Below are 25,733 nucleotides of genomic sequence, written 5' to 3' on the forward strand. Positions count from 1 at the left end.
GTGCTACTAATTCGCCACAAGTGGGGGTAAACACATTCCGACGAAAGCAAAAACTATTCCGCCAATCAGTGTGAGAGCAAGGTACCCACATGCCCTCCAAAAGTGTTGGTTCTTAAGGCGTACGATCTCTCCGGCGAGTGTGGACCACGTCGACAGGCCGCCGGCGAAGCCAATCATTACCGTCGCATAGGCCAGGGCAGGCGTCATGCCATTGCTTATCGACGTTCCCCGCGACCACACCACAGCAGCGACACCGGCGACGAAGCAGGCAATCATATTCGCGGTCCACGTTCCGGGCAGTTTGGAATCAGCCCACTTCACCGCAAGTTCGGCCAGCGCATAGCGCAGCGCTCCACCTACTGCCGCGCCAACTGCGATAGCGAGGATGGCAGAGAGTGCCGAGGAAAAAGAGCCGAGGAGATCGCCGGTCATTCCGCGACCTCCCATGTGCACTTGGTGCCCAACCAGTAGGCGAGAGGGCAGCACAGCAGGTGAATAAGTCCAACGCTCACAATCAGCACGACTGACGTGTCCGCCTGCGCCAACAAGAGAATGATAAATGCGGAGAAAGTGGTGAAACCGCCACAAAAGCCAGTACCGCAGAAAGCGGAAAGCCGAGGATTAGCAAACGCGATACTGCTGACCAGGCCGAAGAGAAAGCAGCCCAACAAGTTGATGACAGTGGTCGAAACTGCGCTAGTTCCCGAGCTCACAATCGCATCGATTGCCGCGCCGAGCAGAAAGCGACTTACCGCGCCAATAGCGGCACCGCCGGCGACAACCAGGGCCATGAGAACCTGCGCCCGTCCTGCTGATGGCAGTTTCGCAGCGACAGATTCCTCATTCATGGTGAAAACGCTAGCACAGTGGCGAAAGGGGAGGTAGGCGCCGACAATTCGGAATCTTTCACCAGGAGGTGTTCCCGTCGGCACGCGACAATCTACCTACTGCACCCTATTGCAGGGGCGAGTTTGCCTTACCGAGTGGTTCTTGCCATGCGCGCCGACCCTAAAACGGGGACACTGGGGAAGAGGAAGCGCATTTAAATCCGGTTTTCCCATTCCGGCCGGCTCGTCGGCGGTGAAATCGGTGGTTGCGCAGTTCGCCGATTCAGCAGGAGGATACCCACAATGGCTCATGAGCGCGCCGGGCAATTGGCCCAGCCATCCGACCTTATCGATGTCGCGGAACTGGTCACTGCTTACTACACAAAGCACCCGGATCCGAATAACCCCGACCAGAAGGTCGTCTTCGGTACTTCCGGTCACCGCGGTTCCTCCCTCGACGGCGCTTTCAACGAAGGCCACATTCATGCCACCACTCAGGCCATCGTGGATTACCGCAAGGGCCAGGGCATTGAAGGCCCGCTCTACGTCGGTCGCGATACCCACGGCCTGTCCGAGCCGGCAATGATTTCCGCCCTCGAGGTGCTCACGGCCAACGGCATCACCGTGATGGTTGACGCTCAGGATCGCTACACGCCGACTCCGGCCGTCAGCCACGCGATTCTGACGTACAACCGCGACGTGGAGGGAGGTCCGACGGGGAGTAGCTCCGCGCGTGCCGACGGCATCGTGATTACCCCTTCCCACAATCCGCCACGGGATGGTGGTTTTAAGTACAACCCGCCGACTGGTGGTCCGGCGGACGCGGATGCGACGGACTGGATTGCAGCTCGTGCCAATGAATACTTGGCTAAGGGCCTGGATGGGGTTGAGCGCCAGCTGGTGGATAAGGCCGGAGACCTCGTCGTAAAGCACGACTACCTCAACGCATACGTGTCGGACCTGCCGAATGTTGTCAACCTCGACGCCATCCGTGATGCCGGCGTGCGTATCGGCGCCGACCCAATGGGTGGTGCGTCGGTGGATTACTGGGGCGCAATTGGCGATGCGCATAACCTAAACCTGACTGTGGTCAATCCGCTGGTTGATGCGACCTGGCGTTTTATGACGCTGGATACAGACGGCAAGATTCGTATGGACTGCTCCTCGCCGAATGCGATGGCGTCCTTGATTGGTAACCGCGATAAGTTCGACATCTCCACCGGCAATGACGCGGACTCCGATCGCCACGGAATTGTGACACCGGACGCGGGTCTGATGAACCCGAACCACTACCTGGCCGTTGCCATTGACTACCTCTTCGCGCACCGTCCGGGCTGGTCGCAGGAGACTGCGGTCGGTAAGACGCTGGTGTCTTCGTCGATGATTGACCGCGTCGTTGCCAATTTGGGCCGCAAGCTCGTGGAAGTTCCAGTCGGCTTCAAGTGGTTCGTCCCGGGTCTGCTCGGCGGCACCATCGGCTTCGGTGGTGAAGAATCCGCTGGTGCATCGTTCCTGCGTCACGACGGCACTGTGTGGTCTACCGATAAGGACGGCATCATCCTGGACCTCCTGGCCAGCGAGATCAAGGCTGTGACCGAGAAGACTCCATCGCAGCTCTACGCAGAACTCGCCGATAAGTACGGTGCCCCGGCTTACGCCCGCACTGATGCGGACGCAACCCGTGAGCAGAAGGCAATCCTGAAGAAGCTCTCGCCGGAGCAGGTCAAGGCCGACACCCTGGCAGGGGAGACTATCACGGCCAAACTGACTGAAGCACCGGGCAACGGCGCTGCGATTGGTGGCCTCAAGGTGGTTACGGAGAACGCTTGGTTCGCGGCGCGTCCGTCGGGCACTGAAGATAAGTACAAGATCTACGCGGAGTCCTTCAAAGGCGCGGATCACCTGGCACAGGTTCAGGCTGAGGCACAGGACGTGGTTTCGGCAGTTCTGAACGGGTAATCGGTAACCATTGGGCTAGCTGTAAACAGTTAGCCTGTACTAACATTTCTGTGTATGAAGAATTTCGTAGGCGTGGTGGCACGATTCGGCCTGGCTGCAGTTTGGTTGTACTCGGGTCTTATCAAACTACTGAACCCGCTGGAATCGCGTCAGGCAGTTCAAGCTTATGAGCTGCTGCCGAGCGATTTGGTGCCGATGGTAGCGGTTGCGCTGCCCGCTTTCGAAGTTATCCTCGGACTCCTGCTGGTATTGGGGCTTTTCTTGCGCCCGGTAGCGGTGTTGTCTGGCGCGCTCTTGCTGGTGTTTATCGGCGGCATTATCTCGGCGTGGGCGCGCGGCCTGCAGATTGACTGCGGTTGCTTTGGTGGCGGTGGCTACGACGAGAACGCTGACGCGGTTTCATATCTAAAGTCAATCGCCCGAGACATCGGTTTTCTGGCCTTGGCTGTATTTGTGTACGTGTGGCCGTGGAAGAAGTTTGCCATTTACGCCTAGTCCGCTGGCTAGAGGGGAAGCCTAGGGGATAGGCCAGGGGAATGGGGCAAGGTGATGGGGCCTAGCAACCATTTCTGTTTTCTCAGGCGCAATTGTGTCATTGGCAAGAAAACACCGCTATCGTAAGCGGTGTGAGTCAGAAGATTAAGAATCCAAATGAAAAGGGCAGTGGCTTCGTCGTCGGCCTGATTGCTCTTCTTGCTGTCGTTGCAGTTGTTATTGGTGGCGTTATCTACATCGGCCGGTCGCAGCCGATTGAGGGACTGCCAGATGAGGACGTCGACTTCTCCGTCGCACTCGACGGCGATGTCATCCGACTGAGCAAGGACGGCGCCGAAGGGGCTAAAACAGCCACGATTTTTGAGGACTTCTCGTGCCACTACTGTGCTCAGATGAGCGAAGAGGGTCACGATGATGAGCTCAAGGCGCTAAACGACGGCAAGCTTGTCGCTGAATACCGCACGCTGAACTTCCTGGATGGTCAGGAGAAGGAGCAGCGTGACGGTCACTCCACTCGCGTCTTCGCGGTTGCCCGCAAGATTGCTGAGACCGGTGATGCTCGCGCATATTGGAACTTCCGCACAATGATGATGGCTGACCAGCAGAACTCTGTCACGTGGAGCGATGATGAGTTGGCTGACCGTCTGGAGCAGCTCGGTGTTGCTGACGAAATTGTCAGCGAAGTCCGTTCCGGCATCGACACCACCGAGGCTAAGGCAAGCGCAAATGCCAACTTCGATGACCTTGAGAAGCGCTTGGGCAAGGTTTCCTCACCGCACGTCTTTGTCGATGGCAAGGATATTCTGGAGAACATTTCCGGTGATGGCGGACTGGGGCAGTGGGTCAAGGTGGCCCTGCGCTAGGTTCCGTGCACGCTCACACGATTCATCTTCAGTTCATGTTCGGCAGATCTGCTCTAGGGCACTCGACGAATACGTAAAAGAGTGTTCTACATGCGGATTTGGTGATACATGACAGTGCCATGTAGCCTTTGAGGAGTCCACAGCGGAGGGTGAAAGCCACTTCGATGTTGATTCTGGGGCTATGGCGCAGCTGGTAGCGCACCACACTGGCAGTGTGGGGGTCACGGGTTCGAGTCCCGTTAGCTCCACCAGTATGAAATCCCTCGGTCGAAATGACCGGGGGTTTTCTTGTATCTACCCCTGGGTAGTGTGCTCGCCGTTTACCTCAATGATTGGTAATCCGTATGGCTGTAGCAACTTTGTCTGAACGGTGGAATACTGGGGGTATGGCAAACAACGACTCCGTTATTCAGAAACTGTCCACCGAAGAATCCCTTGAGCTGCTGGCTACGCAGACTTTTGGGCGACTGGTTGTTCGTCGTAAAGACGATATGGACCTTTTCCCGCTGAACTACGTCGTTCATGAGGGAAGCATTTACTTCCGCACTGCCGAGGGGTCGAAGCTCTTTACTGTTTCTCTGAACCACGATGTTCTTTTTGAGGCCGACTTTGTTGACAAGGATGCTCAGAAGGCCTGGTCGGTCATCGTAAAGGGTGACGCAGAGGTTCTCACCTCCCGCGCGGATATTAACGCTGCAGATGAGCTGCCGCTGAAGCCCTGGCTGCCGACGTTAAAGTACAACTACGTGCGCATTACCCCGAACGATGTTTCGGGTCGCCATTTCCACCTCGGGGAGGAGCCGAATCGCTACGAAGTGTAGCGGTGGCATACGGCACTTTTGCTTTACGACGGTGGGGGCTCCGTCGTGAAGCAAAGCTTGTAGCGTGCAAAGGCAGCTTTTAGTGACTGAGCACCGCCGTTAGCTGTTTTTTAAAAATTGTTGGGTTAAATTACCCAAAAGCGCCCTAAGTGAGATTCAACCCGTTACAGTCGCAAATGTGACGTGCACCATAGAATCGACCGATGGGGTGCCAGCGCAGCCCGATGTGCGCAGGCAGTCTCCACGTATGCAGAAGATCGTAGATGAAGCGCGCGCGATGCTGCGCGAATCGGGCTGGAGTGCTATCAGCATGCGCCGCCTAGCGGCGCGGCTCGATGTGAAGGCGCCATCGCTGTACAAGCACATCAGCGGTAAAGAAGAGCTCCTTCAGCTGTTGCTGACCGAGAGCCTCGAGAATCTGGGCAAGCGTATTCATGCTGCCATTGATGAGGAATGCACTTCGGCGTCTCTGCTGCAGGCGTACCGCCAGGCAGTTCTCGACGATCCGCATGGTTACCGGCTGATGAGTCGCACTAATTTCGTGAATGTCGTCTCGCCTTCGTCGTTGGATGCCTGGATTCGCGATGCATTCATTAAGGTTGCCGGCGATGAGCCTAAGGGATTGGCCATGTGGGCGTTCGCCCACGGTTTGGTGACCGCCGAGCTGGTCCAGGATGGTTCACCTGCGCTGGAACCCAGCGCCGAAGCCGGTGCGGCAGACAGCTTGGCCGCAGTTGGGGCTATTTGGGACGCTGGCGCGGAGGCCTTCTCTTAAGGGGTTTGCTGCTCTGTCCGGGACGCTAGATCGGTGGCCCGGGGCAGTAGCCTAGCGCCACCAGGAATCGGCCGGTCCGGGCGGGACGGCTCGCTTGTGCCGGGAAATGGAGTAGAGGTGCTCGATTCGCGCGGCATCCTCATCTGAGACAGCCTTGCCTTCGAGGTAGTCGTCGATGGCGGTATAGGTCACCCCGAGCGCAACTTCGTCGGGAAGCGCAGGGCGGTCTTCTTCCAGGTCGGCCGTCGGCACCTTCTCCCACGTACTGGCTGGTGCGCCGAGGTGACGGAGTAAGGCCGCGCCCTGGCGCTTGCTCAGCCCCTGCAGCGGGACGAGGTCGCAGGCGCCGTCGCCGTGCTTGGTGTAGAAGCCGGTGACCGCCTCTGCGGCGTGATCTGTGCCGATGACCAAAGCGCCGTCAACACCCGCCACTGCGTACTGGGCAATCATTCGCATGCGGGCCTTAATATTTCCCTTGTTGAAATCGCTGATAGCGCTGCCGGCCAGGGCATCGGTGACCTGGGTGGTTATCGCGGCGGTGGCCGGTGCGATATCGATAGTTAGCCTTTGGTCAGGCTGAATGAATTGCAGTGCCACCTGTGCGTCGTCCTCATCGGCCTGGACGCCGTGGGGGAGGCGAATGGCAATGAAAGTGGCATCCTCACCGCCGTCGCGAAGCTTTTCGACGGCCAACTGCGCTAGACGCCCGGCCAGCGTGGAGTCTTGGCCGCCAGAAATTCCGAGCACGAATCCCTTGGCGTGCGCGGTGCGGAAATAATCGCAGAGAAAATCGACTCGGCGGCTGATTTCCTCGGCGGCATTGATGGTGGGCTGGACGTGGAGGTCGTTAATAATCTCCGACTGGAGGGGATGCGGGAAATCCTGTGTGCCTACTGGGGTCATGAGCCTCACTCTACCGCTAGTTCCGGACGGGAAAAGGGATGATTTTCCTGCCAGAAGAGTGCCAAAACTCTCATCTTTATCGAGTAAGTGCTGTTCGGATAGGGGGTCTTTGCCTGGACGGTGGCAAGATTTCCAGCGTGAGTACAACCGAACAGAATAAGACTGGACCGAACCGGGAAACCACCACATCTCGGTCGATAGCCGTGGCTATCATCGCCGCTCTGGGCGGCCTCCTCTTTGGTTACGACACCGGTGTCATCTCGGGCGCGCTGCTGTATATCCAGCGCTCTTTTGAGCTGACTCCAGGACAGGAGTCCACTGTCACCGCCATGCTCTTGGTCGGTGCGGCTATCGGTGCGTTCCTGGGCGGTCGCGTAGCGGACTCCCTGGGGCGCCGTGGCACCATCCTGCTCGGAGCGGTCGGCTTCATCATCGGCAGTATCTGGTGTGCTTTCGCTACTAGTGCGTTTTCGCTGGGTGCTGCGCGTACTTTGCTCGGCGTCTGTATCGGTGGTGTTTCCATCGTCGTACCGATGTACATCTCCGAAATGGCACCACCGCATGTGCGTGGACGCCTGGTCAGCCTGAACTCGCTGATGATCGTGATTGGTCAGCTGGTGGCGTTCCTCACCAACTCCGCCCTAGCCTCCTCCGGTAACTGGCGACTCATGCTTGGACTCGGCGCTGTCCCCGGCATCGTGCTGCTCATCGGCATGCTGGTTCTGCCGGACACTCCGGCCTACCTCGTCCGTCGAGGACAGGAGGGCAAGGCGCTGGCCGTGCTGCGTCAGATGCAGGGAGATGAGGCGACCCTGGCTGAGGTTGCCGTTGATGAGGCGTCGTCAAGCGCCGATCAGCGTGCAGCCGAGCGCCTTGCCGTGAAAACCCCGTGGGTGCGACGCACCGTCATTATTGCGATGCTCATTGGTGTGACGCAACAGGTCACGGGCGCGAACGCGATTATGTATTTCGCGCCGACGATGATGAACAAGGTTGGCTTGTCGACGGAAAGCTCTGTCTATACCTCCATCATCATCGGTATCGCCTCGGTGATTTCGTGTGCAATTGGTATGAGCATCATTGACCGCGTTGGTCGTCGGCGAATGCTGATTATCGGTTTGGTGGGCTGTGCAAGCTCGCTGCTCGTGCTGGCGCCCGTCTATGGTTTGTCGAGTAACTCTTCGACGGGTGCCATGATGTCGCTTCTGCTGATGACCGTATTTATCGTGTTTCAGCAGGCGGCTGTGTCGGTGGCGACCTGGCTCCTGATTTCCGAGATCATCCCGACAGAGGCTCGTGGCCTGGGTATGGGGCTGGCAGGGCTCGCGCTATGGGTTGCGAATTGGTTTGTGGCGCAGGCTTTTCTTCCGATGGTGGATGCTGTCGGTGGTGCGTGGTCGTTCTTCTTCTTTGCCATTACGGGCGCAATTGCGCTGGTATTCACCATCAAGGCGGTGCCGGAGACCTCAGGTAAGACGCTTGCCGAGGTCCGCGAGTACATGATTGCCGCTGCCAAGTAGAGAAGTGGAAGCAGTTGCAACGTGGGGAGTCGCGATCTTGGGGTTGCCCGTCAAAGAACATGTTTCCCCCGGATTTTTGGAGTTATTCCGCTTATTAGGTAGTATGGCAACTCGTGTCGTAACGCATCCTCTTTGATATTTCTTCGGATTATCAGGAAGGGTGCGTTGCCAGGCAGTCACTGGGGTGATTGTCCGGGGAGAGTGCAGTGTGCACATTCCCGTTTCGGAGCCGAGTAGAAAGGAGCGCCCGAATGAAGGTCCGCAAGTCCCTTCGGTCGCTGAAGAACAAGCCGGGCGCTCAGGTCGTGCGCCGTCGTGGCAAGGTCTACGTGATCAACAAGAAGGAGCCGCGCTTCAAGGCCCGTCAGGGCTAAGCCTTATTTAGGCTAGCGCGAAGCAAATAGCTTCCTCATTTATTGCCAAAACCGCAATCTGAAGTCGCAGTTTTACTGTGGCCAAAGGTTGCGGTTTTTGGTTTTTGGAGGAGGTAGGTTCAGGCGGTGACAGCGTTTATGGCTGGGGGCGGTGGGGCGATGGAAGTTACTGACTGCGTTTATGTCAAAATTGGCCCGAAAATTGGCTTGAAAGTGTCATAAACTCGCACAGTTTCATATGTGCAGCCCGTGTTCATATGTGCAGCCCGCGATTTTTGAGATCGCTGCGGAATCCGAAGTTGGGTAGGGGAGGGACAAAGGCAGGGCGGGGACACTGCGGCGCCTGGAATCGGTGCGGTCGGCTGCGGGGCGTCATGCAGTAATTGGTTTAACCAAAATCCACCGATAGTTGTTTTTCTACGATTTTCTAGAATTTTTAGCGTGAAATTACAAGGTTGTGGTGCGTCTGTGTACAACATCTTGTGCGCCAGAGATCTCCGAACAGGGAATACCATGGTTGTGAGTACTACATCTAGTATGACTAGAGTTTTCTAGGCACCAAGTGTAGTGTTTTCGATGTCGAGCCAAGGAGAGCTAAAAGGACCTGTCTGCCACCCGTACTCGGTTTCTCATGAACCCTGGGAGCTTTCGGTCATTCAACCAATCCGCTGATTCCTCGGCCGCTTCCGTTGTTTGTACGAAGTCGATCCGATTCATTGGTCTTACCCAAAGCCAGAAAGTTTGTGAGAGTCATGGTTACCGTTTACAGCAAGCCTGCATGTGTCCAGTGCCGCGCTACCACTCGTGCCCTCGATAAGGCTGGAATTGCCTACGATATCGTCGACATCACCATGGACGATGAGGCTCGGGACTACGTCATGGCTCTCGGTCACCTCCAGGCGCCGGTCGTTGACACTGGCACTGAGACCTGGTCGGGTTTCCGTCCGGATCGCATCAAGGCTCTCCAGGCAGCGTAAGAATCACACACCTCTCCGCAGATTTCGTTGACCACCCGGGAAGCGAAGATTGCGGGGGTTTTGCGATGTAAAGGGTGAAGCTCTCATGCTGGTGGTGTATTTCTCCTCGGCGACGGGGAATACACACAAGTTTGTTGAAAAGCTAGGTATCAAAAATGCCCGCATTCCCATCCGTCGTAATGAGCCGGAGCTTATCGTCGATGAGCCCTATGTCCTCATTTGTCCGACTTATGGTGGTGGCGTTTCCATCAGCGGTGGTAACTCAAGGCCAGTTCCTCCGCAGGTCATCAAATTTCTTAATAATGAGCACAACCGCTCTTTCATCCGAGGTGTGATTGCTGCCGGCAATCTCAACTTCGGTGAGGACTTCTGTAAAGCAGGGGATGTCATCTCCTACAAGTGCAAGGTTCCATATTTATATCGCTTCGAGCTGATGGGAACCGACCATGATGTGCAGCGAGTCAGAGAAGGGCTAGAGGAGTTCTTCCACGGTAGAGCCAGCGCTTAAGTTGGCTAGCCTCAGTGTCGAGGGAAGGGGCACTGAGACAACCGAATGGGTGCGCTCGCGGAAGCCGTCGTAAAGCGGTGCGCGAGGAAAATAGCTAGATTGGATTGCTCTGGGCAGTGATTGAACAGACCCTGCGCAGGCAAATGAATATTAAAGGAGTCAACGTGTCGGAAATGGGCAAGCAGGTCGCGGAGCCGGTGGGCGAGGACAAGCTGGATTACCACGCGCTCAATGCGCTGCTGAATCTGTACGGTGAAGACGGCAAGATTCAGTTCGATAAGGACCGCATGGCTGCGCGACAGTTCTTCTTGCAGCATGTCAATCAGAACACTGTGTTCTTCCATAACTTGCGGGAGAAGCTCGATTACCTGGTAGAGAACCATTACTACGAGGCTGAGGTTCTGGAGAAGTACGAATTTGAGGACGTCAAGGCGCTGTTCAAGCAGGCCTACGCCCACAAGTTCCGTTTTCAGACTTTCCTGGGTGCTTACAAGTACTACACCTCGTACACGCTGAAGACTTTCGACGGCAAGCGTTACTTGGAGCGCTACGAAGACCGTGTGTGCATGGTTGCTCTTACGCTTGCCGACGGCGACTTGGGGCTCGCGCAGCACCTGGTTGATGAGATCATCGCCGGACGCTTCCAGCCTGCTACTCCTACATTCCTCAACTCCGGTAAGGCCCAGCGCGGCGAGCCGGTGAGCTGCTTCCTGCTGCGTATCGAGGACAACATGGAGTCCATTGGCCGCGCCATCAACTCCTCGCTGCAGCTGTCCAAGCGCGGCGGTGGTGTGGCGCTGCTGCTGAGCAACCTGCGTGAACAGGGCGCTCCGATTAAGCACATCGAGAATCAGTCTTCCGGTGTCATCCCGGTTATGAAGCTGCTGGAGGACTCCTTCTCCTACGCTAACCAGCTGGGTGCTCGCCAGGGAGCAGGCGCTGTCTACCTGCACGCGCACCACCCGGACATCATGCGCTTCCTGGATACCAAGCGTGAGAACGCGGACGAGAAGATTCGCATCAAGTCGCTGTCGCTCGGCGTTGTCATTCCGGACATCACGTTCGAGCTGGCCAAGCGTAACGACGACATGTACCTCTTCAGCCCGTACGATGTCGAGCGTGTCTACGGTAAGCCGTTCGCGGACATTAGCATCACCGAGAATTACGCGGATATGGTCGAGGACCCGCGTATTCGTAAGCAGAAGATCAACGCGCGTCAGTTCTTCCAGACCATCGCTGAGATTCAGTTTGAGTCCGGCTACCCGTACATCATGTTCGAGGACACGGTTAACCGCGCGAACCCGATTGAGGGCCGCATTAACATGTCGAACCTCTGCTCGGAGATTCTGCAGGTCAACACCCCGTCGACCTACAATGCGGACCTGTCCTACGAGCACGTGGGTGAGGACATTTCCTGTAACCTCGGTTCGCTGAATATTGCGATGACCATGGACTCGCCGGACTTTGGTCGCACTGTCGAGACTGCCATCCGTGGCCTGACTGCGGTCAGTGAGCAGACTTCTATTGACTCGGTGCCATCGATTCGCAAGGGCAACGACGGATCTCACGCCATCGGCCTGGGGCAGATGAACCTGCACGGCTACCTTGGCCGCGAGAAGATTATGTACGGCTCGGAAGAGGGCCTGGACTTCACCAACGCCTACTTCGCAGCAGTGCTCTACGCAGTCCTGCGCGCATCCAACAAGATTGCTCGCGAGCGCGGTCAGAAGTTCGTCAACTTTGAGAACTCTGACTACGCCAGCGGCAAGTACTTCGATAACTTCGATCCGGCAGAGTTCCAGCCGAAGACTCAGCACGTCAAGGAGATCTTCGAGAACTCCACCGCGCACATTCCGGACGCTGAGGACTGGGCGCAACTGAAGGCCGACGTCATGGAGTACGGCCTGTTCAACCGTAACCTGCAGGCAGTGCCGCCGACCGGTTCGATTTCCTACATCAACAACTCGACCTCGTCGATTCACCCGATTGCATCTCAGATTGAGATTCGCAAGGAGGGCAAGATCGGTCGCGTATACTATCCGGCTCCGCACTTGGACAATGACAACCGTGAGTACTTCCAGGACGCCTACGAAATCGGCTACGAGAAGATCATTGACACTTACGCGGTCGCTACCAAGTATGTTGACCAGGGACTGTCGCTGACCTTGTTCTTCAAGGACACGGTGAGCACTCGTGACCTCAACCGTGCGCAGATTTACGCATGGCGCAAGGGTATTAAGACTCTGTACTACATCCGCCTGCGTCAGGTTGCGCTGGAGGGTACTGAGGTCGAGGGTTGCGTATCCTGCATGCTTTAAGCAAGCGTGCTTGAGGGCTAGGCATCTAGTGCTTCAGTTGTAGCGCATTGAAGGCGCGAGAATTTCCCCGAGTTTTGCCGGGAGATTCTCGCGCCTTTTTCGTCACTCCACCCAATTGGGAACAAATGTAAATATCACTATTGACGGTTGTAATCCAGGTAATTAACCTGGGCAGTGGTACACCAATGTTCGCATAATTTTCACCCACGGCTAGTGGGGGAAGGGGCTGGAAGCCATGTCCGATACCACTGGTAAGAGCACTCCACACATCAACCCAAAGGGTGCGCCGATTGCAGAAACCATTTTGTTGCCAGGTGACCCGCTGCGTGCCAAGTTCATTGCGGAGACCTATTTGGACGATGTCGTTCAGTTCAACAAAGTTCGCAACATGTTGGGCTTTACCGGCACCTACCAGGGGCAGGAAGTGTCCGTCATGGGATCCGGTATGGGCATTCCGTCTATCTCGCTGTACTCCTGGGAACTTATCCATGTTTTCGGCTGCAAGAAGCTGATTCGCGTCGGTTCCTGCGGCGCGTTGCAGCCGGAGCTGGACCTGTATGACGTGGTTATCGGCCAGACGGCATCGACGGACTCCAATTTTCTATCGCAGTACAACTTGCCGGGAACGTTCGCCCCGTCCGCATCTTTCCGTCTGATTGAAGATGTTCGCGATCGTGCCCGCGAGCAGGGCATCACTACACACGTCGGCAACATCTTGTCCAGCGATATTTTCTACAACTTCCAGGATGATGTGAACGACCGTTGGGCACGCATGGGTGTGCTGGCGGTGGAGATGGAATCTGCTGGCCTTTATGCCACCGCCGCCGAGGCCGGTGTGGAGGCCATGGGAATCTTCACTGTGTCGGACAACATCGTCACCGGTGGAAAGACCACTCCGGAAGAACGTGAGAAGGCCTTCACGACGATGATGGAGCTGGCATTGCCGCTGGCTCGACTCTAGTGTCCTGGTCCGCAATCAATTGGCTTGAAGTGTGAAATAGGTACAGTGCGATGAGCAATCCCGCCAGCAATACCAGCTTGAACGTGAATCCCCGTGAAAGCGCAGCGTCCAAGGCTGCCGCGCCAAACCCTAAGGCCGCAGTCCCGGTCTTGCTGTTTTCCTTTGTATTCTGTTTGGTCTTGGACAATGGCTTTAAGTTCATGACCAAGCCGATTGCGGAATCTCTGGACCTCAGTGTCTCCACGGCCAGTCTGCAGGCGACACTCGCCGGTATCTTGATTGGCATTGGAGCGGTGGTGTACGCCGCATTGGCGGACAGCATCAGTATCCGCAAATTGATGATTGTCGGTATCGGCTTCGTCGCCGTGGGCTCTCTACTGGGTTATTTCTTCCAGGGAGTATGGCCAATCGTGCTTACTGCCCGCATTATTCAAACTGCCGGCCTGGCGGCGGCTGAGACACTCTACGTCATCTATGTCACCAAGTACCTAAGCCCAGAAGATCAGAAAACCTACCTCGGCTTTTCCACCGCGGCCTTCCAAGCCGCGCTGCTGATTGGAACGTTGACCTCGGGAATCGTGGCTACCTACATTTCCTGGCCGGCTATGTTCCTGATTTCGCTCATTCTGATAGTTGCCATTCCGTTCCTGATCAAGACAGTTCCGGAGGAGCAGCAGCAGAAGAGTCACCTGGATATCTTTGGCCTGTTCCTCATCGCGGTCATCGCCACTGCGGTGATGCTGTTCATGCAGCAGTTCCAATGGTGGTGGCTGGTTGCCGCTGCGCTGGGCGTCGCGCTCTTTGTCTGGCACATCCGGACACATGACAACGCCGTGGTCAGCCCGTCGTTCTTTACCAATGCTCGCTACGTTTGCGCGCTGATTGTTGTGCTCGTGGTTTACATGGTCCAGTTGGGGTATTCGGCCATTCTGTTGCCGTATATGGTCGACGAGCTCTATGGCATCAACCTCGACGGTGCTGCCTATATCCTCGCGCCGGGCTACCTCTGCGCTGTCATCGTCGGTGTAATGTCTGGCAAGGTTGCCAAGTTCCTGCCCTCGAAGCAGGCCATTGTCGCGGCTATCAGCATCATCATCGTGGCGTTGCTCATCCCCGCAGTGCTGCCGGGGGCCGGTGTTGCCACGGTTATCGTCTCCATGATTCTGTTCCCATCAGGGTTCGCGCTCATGTATGCGCCGTTGGTCGCGACCGCACTGCAGAACATTCCTGCCGCCAAGTCCGGTGTTGCAATCGGTTTCTACAATCTGACGATCAACATTGCCGTACCGGTTGGCATCGCGTTAACGGCCATGCTTGTTGATTCTCGACCGGCCTTCTTCAGCACCCTCTCCATCGCGCAGTCTGAAGCAGAAGGGGTCTCCGCTACCATCGCTTGGTTGCTCGCGCTCATGGCTGTCGTAGGTTTGCTGGTGTACGTCATCTCCGACCGCATCATCAACGACACGGCGGAAAACCGAGAGAAGGTTCACGCCTAGGTTCGCGCAACATCTTGCGCTTGGTGCTTGACGACGGACATTGCGTCGTCAAGCACCTTGTTCTTTGTGTGACGTGGGGTTAGGGGAGGGGCACCGGGAACAAGACTCGGCAAGTGGGGCGATTTCTTCTAGGCCGCGTGCTTAATAATGCGGGTGTGGGTAAGCTGCTAAGGGTAGTGGCTCCTTTCATCGGGAGCCTGACGTTTTGTAGTGGGACAAGGCTGGAATAGCCACCGCTGCAGTCGCTGTTTGAACTCGTAAAGAGTGAAGGACGTTCCTTATATATAAGGTGTGTTCGAAAAACGGCAATATCAATGAAAAAGGGAGAGGTTTCCACGTGAGTTTCGATGATTGCCCACCCTCGACTCCGGCCCACCGTGAGAAGAATCCAGAGTCGCGTGCATGCCCAGTTGCGGCTATTGACTGGAACACGATTCCTGATGATAAGGATCTCGAGGTTTGGGATCGTCTGACCGGTAACTTCTGGTTGCCGGAAAAGGTGCCGCTGTCGAATGACATCAAGAGCTGGAATACGCTCAACGCACTGGAGCAGCGCACCACGATGCGCGTGTTCACTGGTCTGACCATGCTGGACACCATCCAGGGCACGGTAGGTGCAGTATCACTCATTCCAGATGCGCTGACTCCGCACGAGGAAGCTGTGTACACCAATATCGCCTTCATGGAATCGGTGCACGCAAAGAGCTACTCGTCGATTTTCCAGACGCTGGCGTCGACTCCTGAGATTCAGGATGCGTTCCGTTGGGGCGAGGAGAATGAGTACCTGCAGAAGAAGGCCAAGATTATCCTCGACTACTACGAGGGCGATAATCCGCAGAAGAAGAAGGTTGCTTCCACTTTGCTGGAGTCCTTCCTGTTCTACTCGGGCTTCTACCTGCCGATGTACTGGTCCAGCCACGCCAAGCTGACCAACACCGCGGACATTATTCGCCTAATCATTCGTGATGAGGCAGTTCACGGTTACTACATCGGTTACAAGTACCAGCGCAACCTGGAGCGTCTGACCCAGGCCGAACGTGACGAGCTGAAGGATTACACCTTCGACCTCATGTTTGATCTCTACGACAACGAGATTCAGTACACCGAAGAGATGTACGACGAACTCGGTTGGACCGAGGATGTCAAGCGTTTCTTGCGTTACAACGGCAACAAGGCTCTGAACAACTTGGGCTATGAGGGTATGTTCCCGGCCGACGAGACTCGCGTTTCGCCGTCGATCCTGTCGGCCCTGTCGCCGAATGCTGACGAAAACCACGACTTCTTCTCGGGTTCCGGCTCTTCCTACGTCATGGGTAAGGCTGAAGTAACCGAGGATGAGGACTGGGACTTCTAAAAGCACAGGTGTAGGGAACATTCCGCATCGAGCCTCACTCTGGTGACAGCACACACACGGGGGTAGTAGTCCTAGCCTCGACGGTTCCTGCTAAATAGGCGTTAGCCCAGGTTAAGACAATTCTCAGGAAACTAATAGTGTGCTTAGCTGAGTGGGGAAGTGAGCCGGAAAATCCCTTAGCCTTAACTTTTTCCAAGGTTCAGACTAGAATCTGGCACATAGCGGTAGGTGGGTTCGCCGTCGCGTACTCGCCTGCACTATTCTCACAAGGACAAAACTTAAAATCCCTGTAGTGAGTTACAGGAAATCTTCGCGTAGTAAGGAGGAAGAATGACTGCAGTAGCGCCTCGTCCAGATCATGGCGTTGTAGCGCCGGAACGGCCGCAGCCGTTCGGACATGAGCGTAAGGGCAGCTGGGCGTGGGAAATGCTGACCACGACCGACCACAAGAAGCTGGGCATCATGTACATCATTATGTCCTTCTCGTTCTTCTTTGTCGGCGGTCTGATGGCTCTGCTTATCCGTGCTGAGCTCTTCGCCCCAGGACTTCAGTTCCTTTCTAACGAGCAGTTCAACCAGATGTTCACCATGCACGGCACGGTGATGCTGCTTCTGTTCGGTACCCCGATTGTTTGGGGTTTTGCTAACTACATTCTGCCACTTCAGATTGGTGCTCCGGACGTGGCTTTCCCGCGTCTGAACGCTTTCGGCTTCTGGCTGACCACCATTGGTGGCATTCTGATGCTGTCGGGCTTCCTGACCCCGGGTGGTGCTGCTGACTTCGGTTGGACCATGTACTCCCCGCTGTCTGACCCGATTCACTCTCCGGGTGTCGGTTCTGACCTGTGGATTGTCGGTGTCGGTGTTGGTGGTGTCGGTACCATCGCTTCCGCCATTAACATGACCACCACTGTCCTGTGCCTCCGTGCACCAGGCATGACCATGTTCCGTATGCCAATCTTCACCTGGAACATCCTGGTTACCTCGATCCTGGCTCTGCTGATCTTCCCGATTCTGACTGCAGCTGCTCTTGGTGTTTTGTACGACCGTAAGCTGGGCGGTCACATTTACGACCCGGCAAACGGTGGCGCAATGCTGTGGCAGCACCTGTTCTGGTTCTTCGGTCACCCAGAGGTCTACGTCCTGCTGTTGCCGTTCGTGGGCATCATCACCGAGGTCGTTCCGGTCTTTTCCCGTAAGCCGCTGTTCGGCTACGCAGGTATGGTCTTCGCAACCCTGTCTATTGCAGGTCTGTCCATGGCTGTGTGGGCACACCACATGTTCGTGACCGGTGGCGTTCTGCTTCCGTTCTTCTCGTTCATGACCTTCCTGATTTCGGTCCCGACCGGTGTTAAGTTCATCAACTGGATGGGCACCATGTGGCGTGGCCACATGACCTTCGAGGCTCCGATGACTTTCGCTCTCGGCTTCATCGTGACCTTCCTGTTCGGTGGTTTGACCGGTATTATGCTGGCTTCCCCACCGCTGGACTTCCACGTCTCTGATACTTACTTCGTCGTGGCGCACTTCCACTACACCCTGTTCGGTACCCTGGTCTTCGCTTCCTACTCGGGCGTTTACTTCTGGTTCCCGAAGATGACTGGTCGTATGCTCGACGAGAAGCTGGCAAAGGTTCACTTCTGGCTGACCTTCATCGGCTTCAACCTGACCTTCCTGGTCCAGCACTGGCTGGGTAACGAGGGTATGCCGCGTCGTTACGCCGACTACCTCGAGACTGACGGTTTCACCACCCTGAACATGATCTCCACCGTTGGTGCGTTCATCCTGGGTCTGTCTGTTATCCCGTTTGTCTGGAACGTCTTCAAGTCCTGGCGCTACGGTGAGGTCGTCACTGTTGATGACCCGTGGGGTTACGGTAACTCCCTCGAGTGGGCTACTTCTTGCCCGCCGCCGCGCCACAACTTCACCTCGATGCCGCGCATCCGCTCGGAGCGCCCGGCGTTCGAGCTGCACTACCCGCACATGGTTGAGCGTCAGCGCGCAGAGGCCCACGTTGGTCGTCAGCTCTAAGAGCTAGTGGCTACATGGCTGATGCAACTCTGAGTTAATAACTACGCGAAGCTAAGGCCCCATCACGGTTCTCCGTGATGGGGCCTTAGTCTTGTCTTTGAGAGTCTTTCCTAGGGAAGAGGCAGTAAGAGAGCGCAGGGAGAGCAGGGGGGGGGGCAGGGAGCGCCAGAAGGGCAAGAGAGCAGGGCGATGGCTAGCGCCTGTCACTGGCCACCCACTGAAGTGCGGAATCCCACTATGCGATGAGCACTCTGCCGGGGCTTCATGCGATACTGGATTGGTGAATGAACAGGTAATTATCTCTCCCAGTCAGTCTGTAGATACCGATGCTCTATCGGTTTCGTTGGCACCGGGACTAGCTCCGGTGCTTATTACCGCTGTTGGCCGAGACCGCCCGGGTGTCTCCGCAGCTTTCTTCCGCGTGCTCGCGGCCCACGGAGTTCAAATTTTGGATGTGGAACAGTCGGTGTTCCGCTCTAATCTGAGCCTCGGTGCGCTTGTTGGTGTCACAGAAGAAAAGGTCGGTGTTCTCCGTGAGGGACTCATTGAAACACTGAAGCCTCACGGCATGACTGTCAGTTTCCAGCTGGATGCCCCGATTGAGCGCAGCGATGGCTCCACCCACGCACTTGTCGTGTTGGGCAATCCGGTCAACGCTGAGGATATTTCCCGTATCGGCCGCACTCTTGCTGATTACGGTGCAAACATCGATTCCATTCGCGGTATTGCTGACTACCCAGTCACTGGCCTGGAATTGCTGGTCTCTATTCCGGACCCGAAGCCGGGTGCGGGCATTCCGCTGCGTAAGGCACTGGCCGAGCTTGCACAGGACCAGGACATTGACATCGCAATTGAACGCGCTGGTTTGCAACGCCGCTCCAAGCGCTTGATTTGTTTCGATGTGGACTCGACCTTGATTACCGGTGAGGTCATTGAGATGCTGGCCGCCCATGCTGGTCGCGAGGCGGAGGTTGCAGCGGTTACAGAGCGCGCTATGCGCGGTGAGCTGGACTTCGCCGAGTCACTGCATGAGCGAGTTAAGGCTCTGGCTGGCCTGCCGGTCAGTGTCCTAGAGGAAGTCACTAACTCCATCGAGCTGACTCCAGGCGCCCGCACCACGATCCGCACGCTGAAGCGCCTCGGTTACAAGTGTGGTGCTGTCTCCGGTGGCTTTATCCAGATCTTGGAGCCGCTGGCAAAGGATCTCGGTCTGGACTTTTACAAGGCGAATACCCTCGAGGTCGAGGACGGAAAGCTGACTGGACGCGTGGTCGGCGATGTCGTCGATAGGCAGGAGAAGGCCCGCAGCCTCAAGACGTTCGCCGCAGAGTCGGGGCTTCAGATGCATCAGACCGTTGCGGTCGGCGATGGGGCCAATGACATCGATATGTTGTCGGTCGCAGGCCTTGGTATTGCTTTCAATGCCAAGCCGGCGCTGAAGGAAATCGCTGACACGTCCGTCAACGTTCCATTCATGGACTCGATTCTGTTCATGCTGGGCATTTCCCGCGATGAAATCGACGATGCCGACCGCGAAGATGGCACCTTCCGCCGCGTGCCGTTGGAGCAGTAGTGCAACGCGAGGATCACAAGGATCCAGCTGTCACGGACGCATCATCGGTACCGGAGTGGTTCCGTATCGCCCATAATCTCCTGCCGCAACCTGATAGGGAAGACCACGGCGAGGATGTGCCGTGGGCAATGGCTATTGTGCTTGAGGTTCCGAAGAAGGAACGCCCCTCGCGCACTGCGCTGCTCCGCGCTGCCGCGATGGCTGTGGTTGCTTGTTGCCTGGACGAACGCGCAGGCGATGACACTTCTGCCTATCAACAAGGTCTGGCGTCTTGGTACGGTGCGCGCATCCGCAAGCTCACACGTCGCGCTCGCAATATCGGCTGGCAACGCGCTCAGCTTGCACCGGGTGTCACCGTGGACGTCGACGGCGCGCAAGCTCGCGCACTAGTGCCAACGCCTGTCGACGAAACCTACCCGGAGATTGCCAAACTACAAATTTCCGGCACCGATTTGCCTTACGACGACCCGGAGAACACATCTCCCGGCGCCCCGGGCGACCATGAGAGCGCTGACACCTTTGCTCCGCCAGTGATTTGGGTGGACAAAAACCTGAATATGTCCGTAGGAAAGGTGGCCGCGCAAGTTGGACACGGCTCGATGCTCTATGCGGCCAGCCTGTCGGTCGAGGACGCTTGGGCGTGGGCGCAAAGTGGTTATGCGTTAGATGTGAAAGAAGTACCGCGGGAGCAGTGGCCAGCGCCAGAGCCCCGCGCGGTTGAGGTTCAGGATGCCGGGTTTACCGAGATTGCACCCGGTTCAGTCACCGTGGCGGTGACCCCTGGGGCAGTAACTCACGACTGAGCGCGTGCTGCCTCCATGGCCTTGAGATCCTTGCGCAGAATCTTGCCCGTCGCCGACTTCGGGATTTCATCCATGAACTCGACTGCTCGCACCTTCTTGTACGGTGCGACGCGGTCGGCGACGTAGTCCATAATCTCGTCTTCAGTCACCTGCTTGCCCGCCTTGAGGACAACGTAGGCCTTAGGAATCTCCTCGCCGTCGGAGCGAACGACACCACTGCAGGCGGCATCGGCAATATCCGGGTGGCTGAGCAGCACGGACTCGAGCTCGGCCGGCGGAACCTGGTAGCCCTTGTACTTAATCAGTTCCTTGAAGCGGTCGACGATGTACACATTCCCGTGTTCGTCGAGTTCCGCAACGTCGCCGGTACGCAGCCAACCGTCGACAAGCGTCTCTGCCGTCGCCTTCGGGTTGTTGAGGTAGCCCTTCATCACCTGTGGACCATGAATCCATAGCTCACCTGCCTCCGAGCGCCCCTCGGCGGGAACCGGGATTTCCTCAAAGCTGTCGGAGTCGAGGTTGACAATCTTGTACTGAGTGTTGGGGACTGCGCGACCGATCGAGTCCAGCGGACTATCGTGGCCGATGCGGATGTGGGCTGCTGGCGAGGACTCGGTCATGCCGAAGCCCTGTGCGACCACGCAGTCAAGGCGCTTTTCCACCTGTTCCGCGAGGTCAAGTTGGAGAGAAGCGGCACCCGAGAAGATTGTCTCCAGGCTGGACAGGTCAAAGGAATCGACAGCTGGGTGCTTGGCCAGGCCCACAGCTACAGGCGGTGCGATGAACGCGAACTTCACCTTGTGCTCGGCGATGATGGACAGGAAATCGACGAGGTCGAACTTGCCCATGGTGTACTGCGTCGTGCGGCGCCACAGGCACAGATTCAGCAGCGCAGTCAGGCCGTAGATGTGGAAAAACGGCAGGATAGTGACAGCCGGGGTGTCCTCGGTCAGCGCGTTGACTGTAGCTCCACCCGCCTGAGCGACGTTGGCCACCAAGTTGCGGTGAGTGAGCTGGACGCCCTTCGGTACACCGGTGGTTCCCGAGGAAAACGGAATCACGGCAACGTCATCGGGTGATACGTCGACGTCCGGGGCTGCGTGCCCCTCGGCAAGCAGCTCGCCCATGCCGTGGAGACCCGTCAGGCCGATAATCATCTCTTCCGGCAGACCAGCAGCCTCAGCGCCGTGGGCGCCAGCCCAACCGATTGAGGAGGTCGTCAGCATCATCTTCGCGTCAGACATCCGGAGTTGGTTTTCAATGTCCTCCGCAGTTGCCAGCGATGCGACCGTCGTGCAGACAGCCCCCGCGCGTAGGACACCGTGAAGAGCGACCGCGAAGGTTGTCGAGTTGGGGCAGTGGAGAGCCACAACGTCGCCCTTCTTAATCCCACGTGCTGCCAGCGCACCCGCAAACTTCTCAATGCTGGCCTTCAGATCACCGAAGGTGACCTCGGAGCCTGAGTCAACGATTGCAAGCTTGTCCTGGTGACGTGGCTCAATTTCTCCGAAGAGGAACTCAAAGAGTGAGGTCTCCGGGATGTCGATGTCGGGGAGGTTGCTGGAAAGGGGCATGCAGGAAATCGCCTTTCTAATCTCGTGCACGGCTGCCAAGTGTCCTGCTTCATTAGCTCGGGCACTGTAGCAGTGCTGTGTTTCACATCACAATAATGTATTGGATAGAAAAGCGTGGGATTTTTTCCAGAAACTATGCCTAATCCAGCGTCACCTCGTGAGCCCAGACAGCCCCCTCTGAATCAGCTTTGGGTCAGCCGCTGCAACGCTCCAGCCGCAATATCCAGGTTGGTCGTCCGCCAGAAGTCAGGCATCGACGCGGCGATCCAGGAACCATAGCGTGCAGTAGCCAACCGTGAATCCAGTACCGCAACAACCCCGCGGTCATCGACTTGGCGTAGCAGACGACCAGAACCCTGCGCCATCAGCAGCGCTGCATGTGTCGCTGAGACCTCCATAAAACCGTTTCGGCCAGCGGCATTAGCCGCATCGGAGCGCGCGGACAAAAGCGGGTCGTCGGGGCGGGGGAACGGGATGCGATCGATGATGACACACGATAGCGATGGGCCAGGAACATCGACGCCTTGCCACAGCGTCAGCGTGCCAAACAAGCATGTCTGCGGATTAGCTGCGAAGCGATCAACCAGAGCACCGATAGAGTCATCGCCTTGGCACAGCACGTCGTAAGGCAGGCGCTTGCGCATTTCCTCCGCCGCTGCCTCGGCGCCTCGGCGAGAAGAAAACAGCCCGAGCGTTCGCCCACCAGCGGCGCGGATGAGGCGCTCCATGATCGCGAACTGCTCTGGTGTGGCGCCGTCGCGTCCAGGTCGTGGCAGGTCGCGTGCGACGTAGAGGATGCCAGATTTCTGCGGGTCAAAGGGCGTGCCGACGTCCAAGCCATCCCACCCACCGGAGGGAAGCCCCCAAGCGGCGGCCATGGCATCGAACTTGCCGCCAAGAGCAAGTGTTGCTGAGGTCAAAACGACGGTGGATTCGCCGAAGAGGCGTTCGCGAAGCAGTGCTGCGATGGACAGGGGAGCGACATAAACTGTCTTGTTCTCGCCAAGCCATACGACATCGTCGCTGCTGAACTCGAGAATCCGGACGACAGTGTCGTGCATATTCTCCACGGCTGCGCGGACGGTCTGACGTTCAGTGTTGTCAGAGTCGGAACCCGAACCACCGGAGCCCGACCCGCCAGAGTCGCCTGAGCCAGAGGTGCCCAGTGTGGTTTGCAGTTGCCACAGGCTATCGCGGAGCGAAGCTAGTGCCGCTCCCAGCTCACCGGGAATTTCTTCGAGTGCGCCGCTGTAGGCGTCGGCAAGCAATGCGACGGTCTCGCCGAGTAGATCCGTGGCATCGGTGACATCATCGACCTGCTCTGCGGCGCCGAATTTGCGGGCGCGCCGGGCCATCATGGTGATACCGGCAGGGGAGAGCTCGTCGGTGGCAACGGAGGTGATTCGACCGTCGAGCTCGTGAGCCTCGTCAATGACGACGCAGTCGTGCTGCGGCAAGATCATGGCGTCGGAGAGCGCATCGATGGCCAACAGTGCGTGATTGGTGACAACGATGTCGACGTTGGAGGCCTCGCGGCGGGCTTGTTCGGCGAAACACTCCTCGCCGAAAGGGCAGGAAATGGCGCCGACGCATTCGCGGGCCGTGACGGAGACCTGCCGCCAGGCTTCGTTGGAGACGCCCTTGTCCAGGCTGTCGCGGTCGCCGGTGTCGGTGTCATTGGCCCACTCGCGTAGCCGCATGACCTCGGCAGCGGTTCGGCTGAGCTGCGCTTCGCTGAGTAGAGCAGTTGGGCCGCCCATAGCGGTCGGCTCGGATTCATCACCGTCCATGACGGGATCTTTGATGACATTTCCGACCTTGGACTTGCACAGGTAGTTCGAGCGGCCCTTGAGGATTGCGAAGGTTGGCGTGCGGGACAAGTGTGGCTCTAGCGAACTGACTAGCCGCGGCAAGTCGCGTTCGACCAGCTGGCGTTGCAGCGCAATGGTCGCCGTGGAAACGATTACAGACTCGTCGGACTCCATTGCTTGCACAATGGCAGGCACCAGGTAGGCCAGCGACTTACCCGTACCGGTGCCTGCCTGTACCGCTAGGTGCCGCTCGCGCGCAAAGGCGGAGGCCACCGACCGGGACATTTTGACCTGATTCGGTCGAGTCGTTCCGCCGAGTCCCTTCACTGCCGCATCGAGAAGAGCTTCGATGCTATCCGCGTTATGGACGCTGGCTCTCGGTGAAGCTAGCTCGTCAACATCGTCAAAGTCCTCAAAGTCGTCCGATAGCTCAGCAAAATCTGCGTGCCCGATACTGTCCGACACAGTTCCCCCGCCGCCTAAACGCCGTGAAAACGGACGGACAGTACCGGCTCGTCACGGGAAAGTGCAAGTCCCTCCCACGGGAGGCTGACCAGCGCTTTAACCAAGTGATCGCGGGACTCCTCCAAGGTCGGTAGACCATCGACGACCTCGCCATCGCGCATCATCGGAATGGTCAGATCGCGGTAGTGCAGGTTGCCCACATCCGGGATTTCTGAGCCGAGCGGGAAAGCGATTTCCTCCACGGCGGTACCGGAACGACGGCAGGTACGAATAGCCGCCTTCACGCCACCGTGGCTTCGCTTGTCCAACGAGCGCTTGGCGACGGGCACCCCATCAACTTCGACCATCTTGTAGACCAGGCCCGCAGTCGGTGCGCCGGAGCCAGTGACTACAGAGGTGCCCACGCCGTAGACATCGACCGGCTCTGCCCTCAGCGCCGCAATGGCGAACTCGTCGAGGTCAGAGGACACTACGATGTTGGTGTTGTGCGCCCCCAGCGAGTCGAGCTGCTGACGCACCTGGCGAGCGAGAACTCCGAGGTCGCCGGAGTCAATACGTACACCGCCGAGTTCCGGACCCGCGACCTCAATAGCCGTATTGACGCCCTCGGTGATGTCGTAGGTATCCACCAACAAAGTGGTGTCGGTTCCCAGTGTGTCAATCTGAGCCTTGAAGGCCGCAGCCTCGTTCGTCGTGCCATCTGGGTTGGTGTGCAACAGAGTCCACGCGTGCGCAGCGGTACCGGAAGCTGGGATGTTGTACCGTGCCGCTGCCTCCAAGTTGGAGGTGGCGCTAAAACCTGCCAGGTAGGCGGCACGGGCAGCAGTCACAGCTGCTTCTTCATGAGTGCGACGCGAACCCATTTCAATAATCGGGCGCCCACCGGCAGCCGTGACCATTCGGGTTGCTGCCGAGGCGATGGCGGAGTCCGCATTGAGAATGGAGAGAATAACAGTCTCCAAAATGACGCACTCGGCGAAGGTGCCTCGCACCGTCAAAATGGGCGAGGCGGGGAAGTAGAGCTCTCCCTCGCGGTAGCCGTCGACTTGGCCACTGAAGGAATAGTTACGCAGGTAATCCAGCGTCCTGTCATCGAGGAAGTCCAGCGAAGCCAGCTGTTCCTCGGTGAAGCGGAAGTTGCGGATAGCATCCAACACACGCGCTGTACCAGCGACAACGCCATAGCGACGCTCATTCGGCAGGCGACGGCCAAACACCTCGAAGGCGACCTGGCGCTCGCCGGATCCGTCGGCAAGCGATGCCTGCAGCATCGTCAGCTCGTACTTATCGGTGAGAAGGGCGGTGGAGGAATGCTTATCAATCAC

General features: G+C 57.5%; 22 protein-coding genes and 1 tRNA gene. 17 read left to right on the forward strand and 6 right to left on the reverse strand.

Annotated elements, in window-relative coordinates:
* Positions 1-6: 6 nt before the first annotated feature.
* Both HMPREF3053_RS09700 and HMPREF3053_RS09705 read right to left on the reverse strand, forming a co-directional pair.
* The gene (locus HMPREF3053_RS09700) at positions 7-432 is read right to left on the reverse strand and encodes a fluoride efflux transporter FluC (protein ID WP_049172850.1); all 426 of its coding nucleotides are present in this window, start codon (positions 430-432) and stop codon (positions 7-9) included.
* The gene (locus HMPREF3053_RS09705) at positions 429-848 is read right to left on the reverse strand and encodes a fluoride efflux transporter FluC (protein WP_241486332.1); all 420 of its coding nucleotides are present in this window, start codon (positions 846-848) and stop codon (positions 429-431) included. The genes HMPREF3053_RS09700 and HMPREF3053_RS09705 overlap by 4 nt, the downstream gene beginning before the upstream one ends.
* Positions 849-1,130: 282 nt before the next feature.
* Between HMPREF3053_RS09705 and pgm the strand changes: the two genes are divergently transcribed.
* The 6 genes from pgm (at position 1,131) to HMPREF3053_RS09735 (ending at position 5,740) form a co-directional block, all read left to right on the forward strand.
* Entirely contained in the window at positions 1,131-2,786 is a 1,656-nt protein-coding gene (gene pgm / locus HMPREF3053_RS09710; protein ID WP_070767627.1) for a phosphoglucomutase (alpha-D-glucose-1,6-bisphosphate-dependent), read from the forward strand.
* 54 nt (positions 2,787-2,840) lie between these two features.
* Positions 2,841-3,281 carry a MauE/DoxX family redox-associated membrane protein gene (locus tag HMPREF3053_RS09715; RefSeq protein WP_048733317.1) on the forward strand — a complete coding sequence of 147 codons (441 nt, stop codon included), beginning with the start codon at positions 2,841-2,843 and terminating at the stop codon, positions 3,279-3,281.
* 131 nt (positions 3,282-3,412) lie between these two features.
* Positions 3,413-4,144, forward strand: a complete 732-nt coding sequence (locus HMPREF3053_RS09720) for a DsbA family protein (RefSeq protein WP_016422244.1) — start codon at positions 3,413-3,415, stop codon at positions 4,142-4,144.
* A 175-nt stretch (positions 4,145-4,319) separates the two neighbouring features.
* Positions 4,320-4,395 (forward strand) — tRNA-Ala (locus tag HMPREF3053_RS09725).
* Positions 4,396-4,530: 135 nt separating this feature from the next.
* Complete coding sequence (locus tag HMPREF3053_RS09730) at positions 4,531-4,965, forward strand: pyridoxamine 5'-phosphate oxidase family protein (RefSeq protein ID WP_048732964.1); 435 nt, start codon at positions 4,531-4,533, stop codon at positions 4,963-4,965.
* Positions 4,966-5,143: 178 nt separating this feature from the next.
* Positions 5,144-5,740 carry a TetR/AcrR family transcriptional regulator gene (locus HMPREF3053_RS09735; RefSeq protein WP_224784081.1) on the forward strand — a complete coding sequence of 199 codons (597 nt, stop codon included), beginning with the start codon at positions 5,144-5,146 and terminating at the stop codon, positions 5,738-5,740.
* 51 nt (positions 5,741-5,791) lie between these two features.
* Here HMPREF3053_RS09735 and nadE read toward each other — a convergent pair whose 3' ends face one another.
* On the reverse strand, positions 5,792-6,643 hold the full coding sequence (gene nadE, locus HMPREF3053_RS09740; protein ID WP_016422247.1) for an ammonia-dependent NAD(+) synthetase: 852 nt from the start codon (positions 6,641-6,643) through the stop codon (positions 5,792-5,794).
* A 38-nt stretch (positions 6,644-6,681) separates the two neighbouring features.
* Here nadE and HMPREF3053_RS09745 point away from each other — a divergent pair, with 38 nt between their 5' ends.
* The 11 genes from HMPREF3053_RS09745 to HMPREF3053_RS09795 all read left to right on the forward strand — a co-directional run bounded on the left by HMPREF3053_RS09745 (position 6,682) and on the right by HMPREF3053_RS09795 (position 20,558).
* Positions 6,682-8,163: a sugar porter family MFS transporter gene (locus HMPREF3053_RS09745; protein ID WP_141758952.1), complete on the forward strand. Its 1,482-nt coding sequence runs from the start codon at positions 6,682-6,684 to the stop codon at positions 8,161-8,163.
* Between the two features lie 251 nt (positions 8,164-8,414).
* Positions 8,415-8,537, forward strand: coding sequence for a type B 50S ribosomal protein L36 (ykgO, locus tag HMPREF3053_RS09750; protein ID WP_005511141.1), 123 nt, complete (start codon positions 8,415-8,417; stop codon positions 8,535-8,537).
* Positions 8,538-9,289: 752 nt separating this feature from the next.
* Complete coding sequence (gene nrdH / locus HMPREF3053_RS09755; protein ID WP_005511161.1) at positions 9,290-9,514, forward strand: glutaredoxin-like protein NrdH; 225 nt, start codon at positions 9,290-9,292, stop codon at positions 9,512-9,514.
* An 85-nt stretch (positions 9,515-9,599) separates the two neighbouring features.
* Positions 9,600-10,022 carry a class Ib ribonucleoside-diphosphate reductase assembly flavoprotein NrdI gene (gene nrdI / locus HMPREF3053_RS09760; protein ID WP_070767629.1) on the forward strand — a complete coding sequence of 141 codons (423 nt, stop codon included), beginning with the start codon at positions 9,600-9,602 and terminating at the stop codon, positions 10,020-10,022.
* A 173-nt stretch (positions 10,023-10,195) separates the two neighbouring features.
* Positions 10,196-12,340: a class 1b ribonucleoside-diphosphate reductase subunit alpha gene (nrdE, locus tag HMPREF3053_RS09765; RefSeq protein ID WP_172620253.1), complete on the forward strand. Its 2,145-nt coding sequence runs from the start codon at positions 10,196-10,198 to the stop codon at positions 12,338-12,340.
* A gap of 235 nt (positions 12,341-12,575) precedes the next feature.
* The gene (gene deoD / locus HMPREF3053_RS09770) at positions 12,576-13,301 is read left to right on the forward strand and encodes a purine-nucleoside phosphorylase (protein WP_016422251.1); all 726 of its coding nucleotides are present in this window, start codon (positions 12,576-12,578) and stop codon (positions 13,299-13,301) included.
* 50 nt (positions 13,302-13,351) lie between these two features.
* Positions 13,352-14,797 carry an MFS transporter gene (locus HMPREF3053_RS09775; RefSeq protein ID WP_016422252.1) on the forward strand — a complete coding sequence of 482 codons (1,446 nt, stop codon included), beginning with the start codon at positions 13,352-13,354 and terminating at the stop codon, positions 14,795-14,797.
* 337 nt (positions 14,798-15,134) lie between these two features.
* The gene (nrdF, locus tag HMPREF3053_RS09780) at positions 15,135-16,151 is read left to right on the forward strand and encodes a class 1b ribonucleoside-diphosphate reductase subunit beta (protein WP_016422253.1); all 1,017 of its coding nucleotides are present in this window, start codon (positions 15,135-15,137) and stop codon (positions 16,149-16,151) included.
* Between the two features lie 330 nt (positions 16,152-16,481).
* Positions 16,482-18,182, forward strand: coding sequence for an aa3-type cytochrome oxidase subunit I (ctaD, locus tag HMPREF3053_RS09785; protein ID WP_005511131.1), 1,701 nt, complete (start codon positions 16,482-16,484; stop codon positions 18,180-18,182).
* Positions 18,183-18,462: 280 nt separating this feature from the next.
* Positions 18,463-19,755: a phosphoserine phosphatase SerB gene (serB, locus tag HMPREF3053_RS09790; RefSeq protein WP_049193346.1), complete on the forward strand. Its 1,293-nt coding sequence runs from the start codon at positions 18,463-18,465 to the stop codon at positions 19,753-19,755.
* Positions 19,755-20,558 carry a peptidyl-tRNA hydrolase gene (locus tag HMPREF3053_RS09795; RefSeq protein WP_049193344.1) on the forward strand — a complete coding sequence of 268 codons (804 nt, stop codon included), beginning with the start codon at positions 19,755-19,757 and terminating at the stop codon, positions 20,556-20,558. Before serB ends, HMPREF3053_RS09795 begins: the two co-directional genes overlap by 1 nt.
* Here the strand turns inward: HMPREF3053_RS09795 and HMPREF3053_RS09800 are convergent.
* The 3 genes from HMPREF3053_RS09800 to HMPREF3053_RS09810 form a co-directional block, all read right to left on the reverse strand.
* Complete coding sequence (locus HMPREF3053_RS09800) at positions 20,549-22,132, reverse strand: AMP-binding protein (protein ID WP_042388489.1); 1,584 nt, start codon at positions 22,130-22,132, stop codon at positions 20,549-20,551. The genes HMPREF3053_RS09795 and HMPREF3053_RS09800 overlap by 10 nt on opposite strands.
* Positions 22,133-22,314: 182 nt before the next feature.
* Positions 22,315-24,294: an ATP-dependent DNA helicase gene (locus HMPREF3053_RS09805; protein WP_187406719.1), complete on the reverse strand. Its 1,980-nt coding sequence runs from the start codon at positions 24,292-24,294 to the stop codon at positions 22,315-22,317.
* Between the two features lie 128 nt (positions 24,295-24,422).
* Positions 24,423-25,733, reverse strand: a complete 1,311-nt coding sequence (locus tag HMPREF3053_RS09810; protein WP_016422259.1) for a nicotinate phosphoribosyltransferase — start codon at positions 25,731-25,733, stop codon at positions 24,423-24,425.

The organism is Corynebacterium sp. HMSC064E07 (assembly GCF_001815745.1).
GTDB classification, from domain to species: Bacteria; Actinomycetota; Actinomycetes; order Mycobacteriales; family Mycobacteriaceae; genus Corynebacterium; species Corynebacterium jeikeium_D.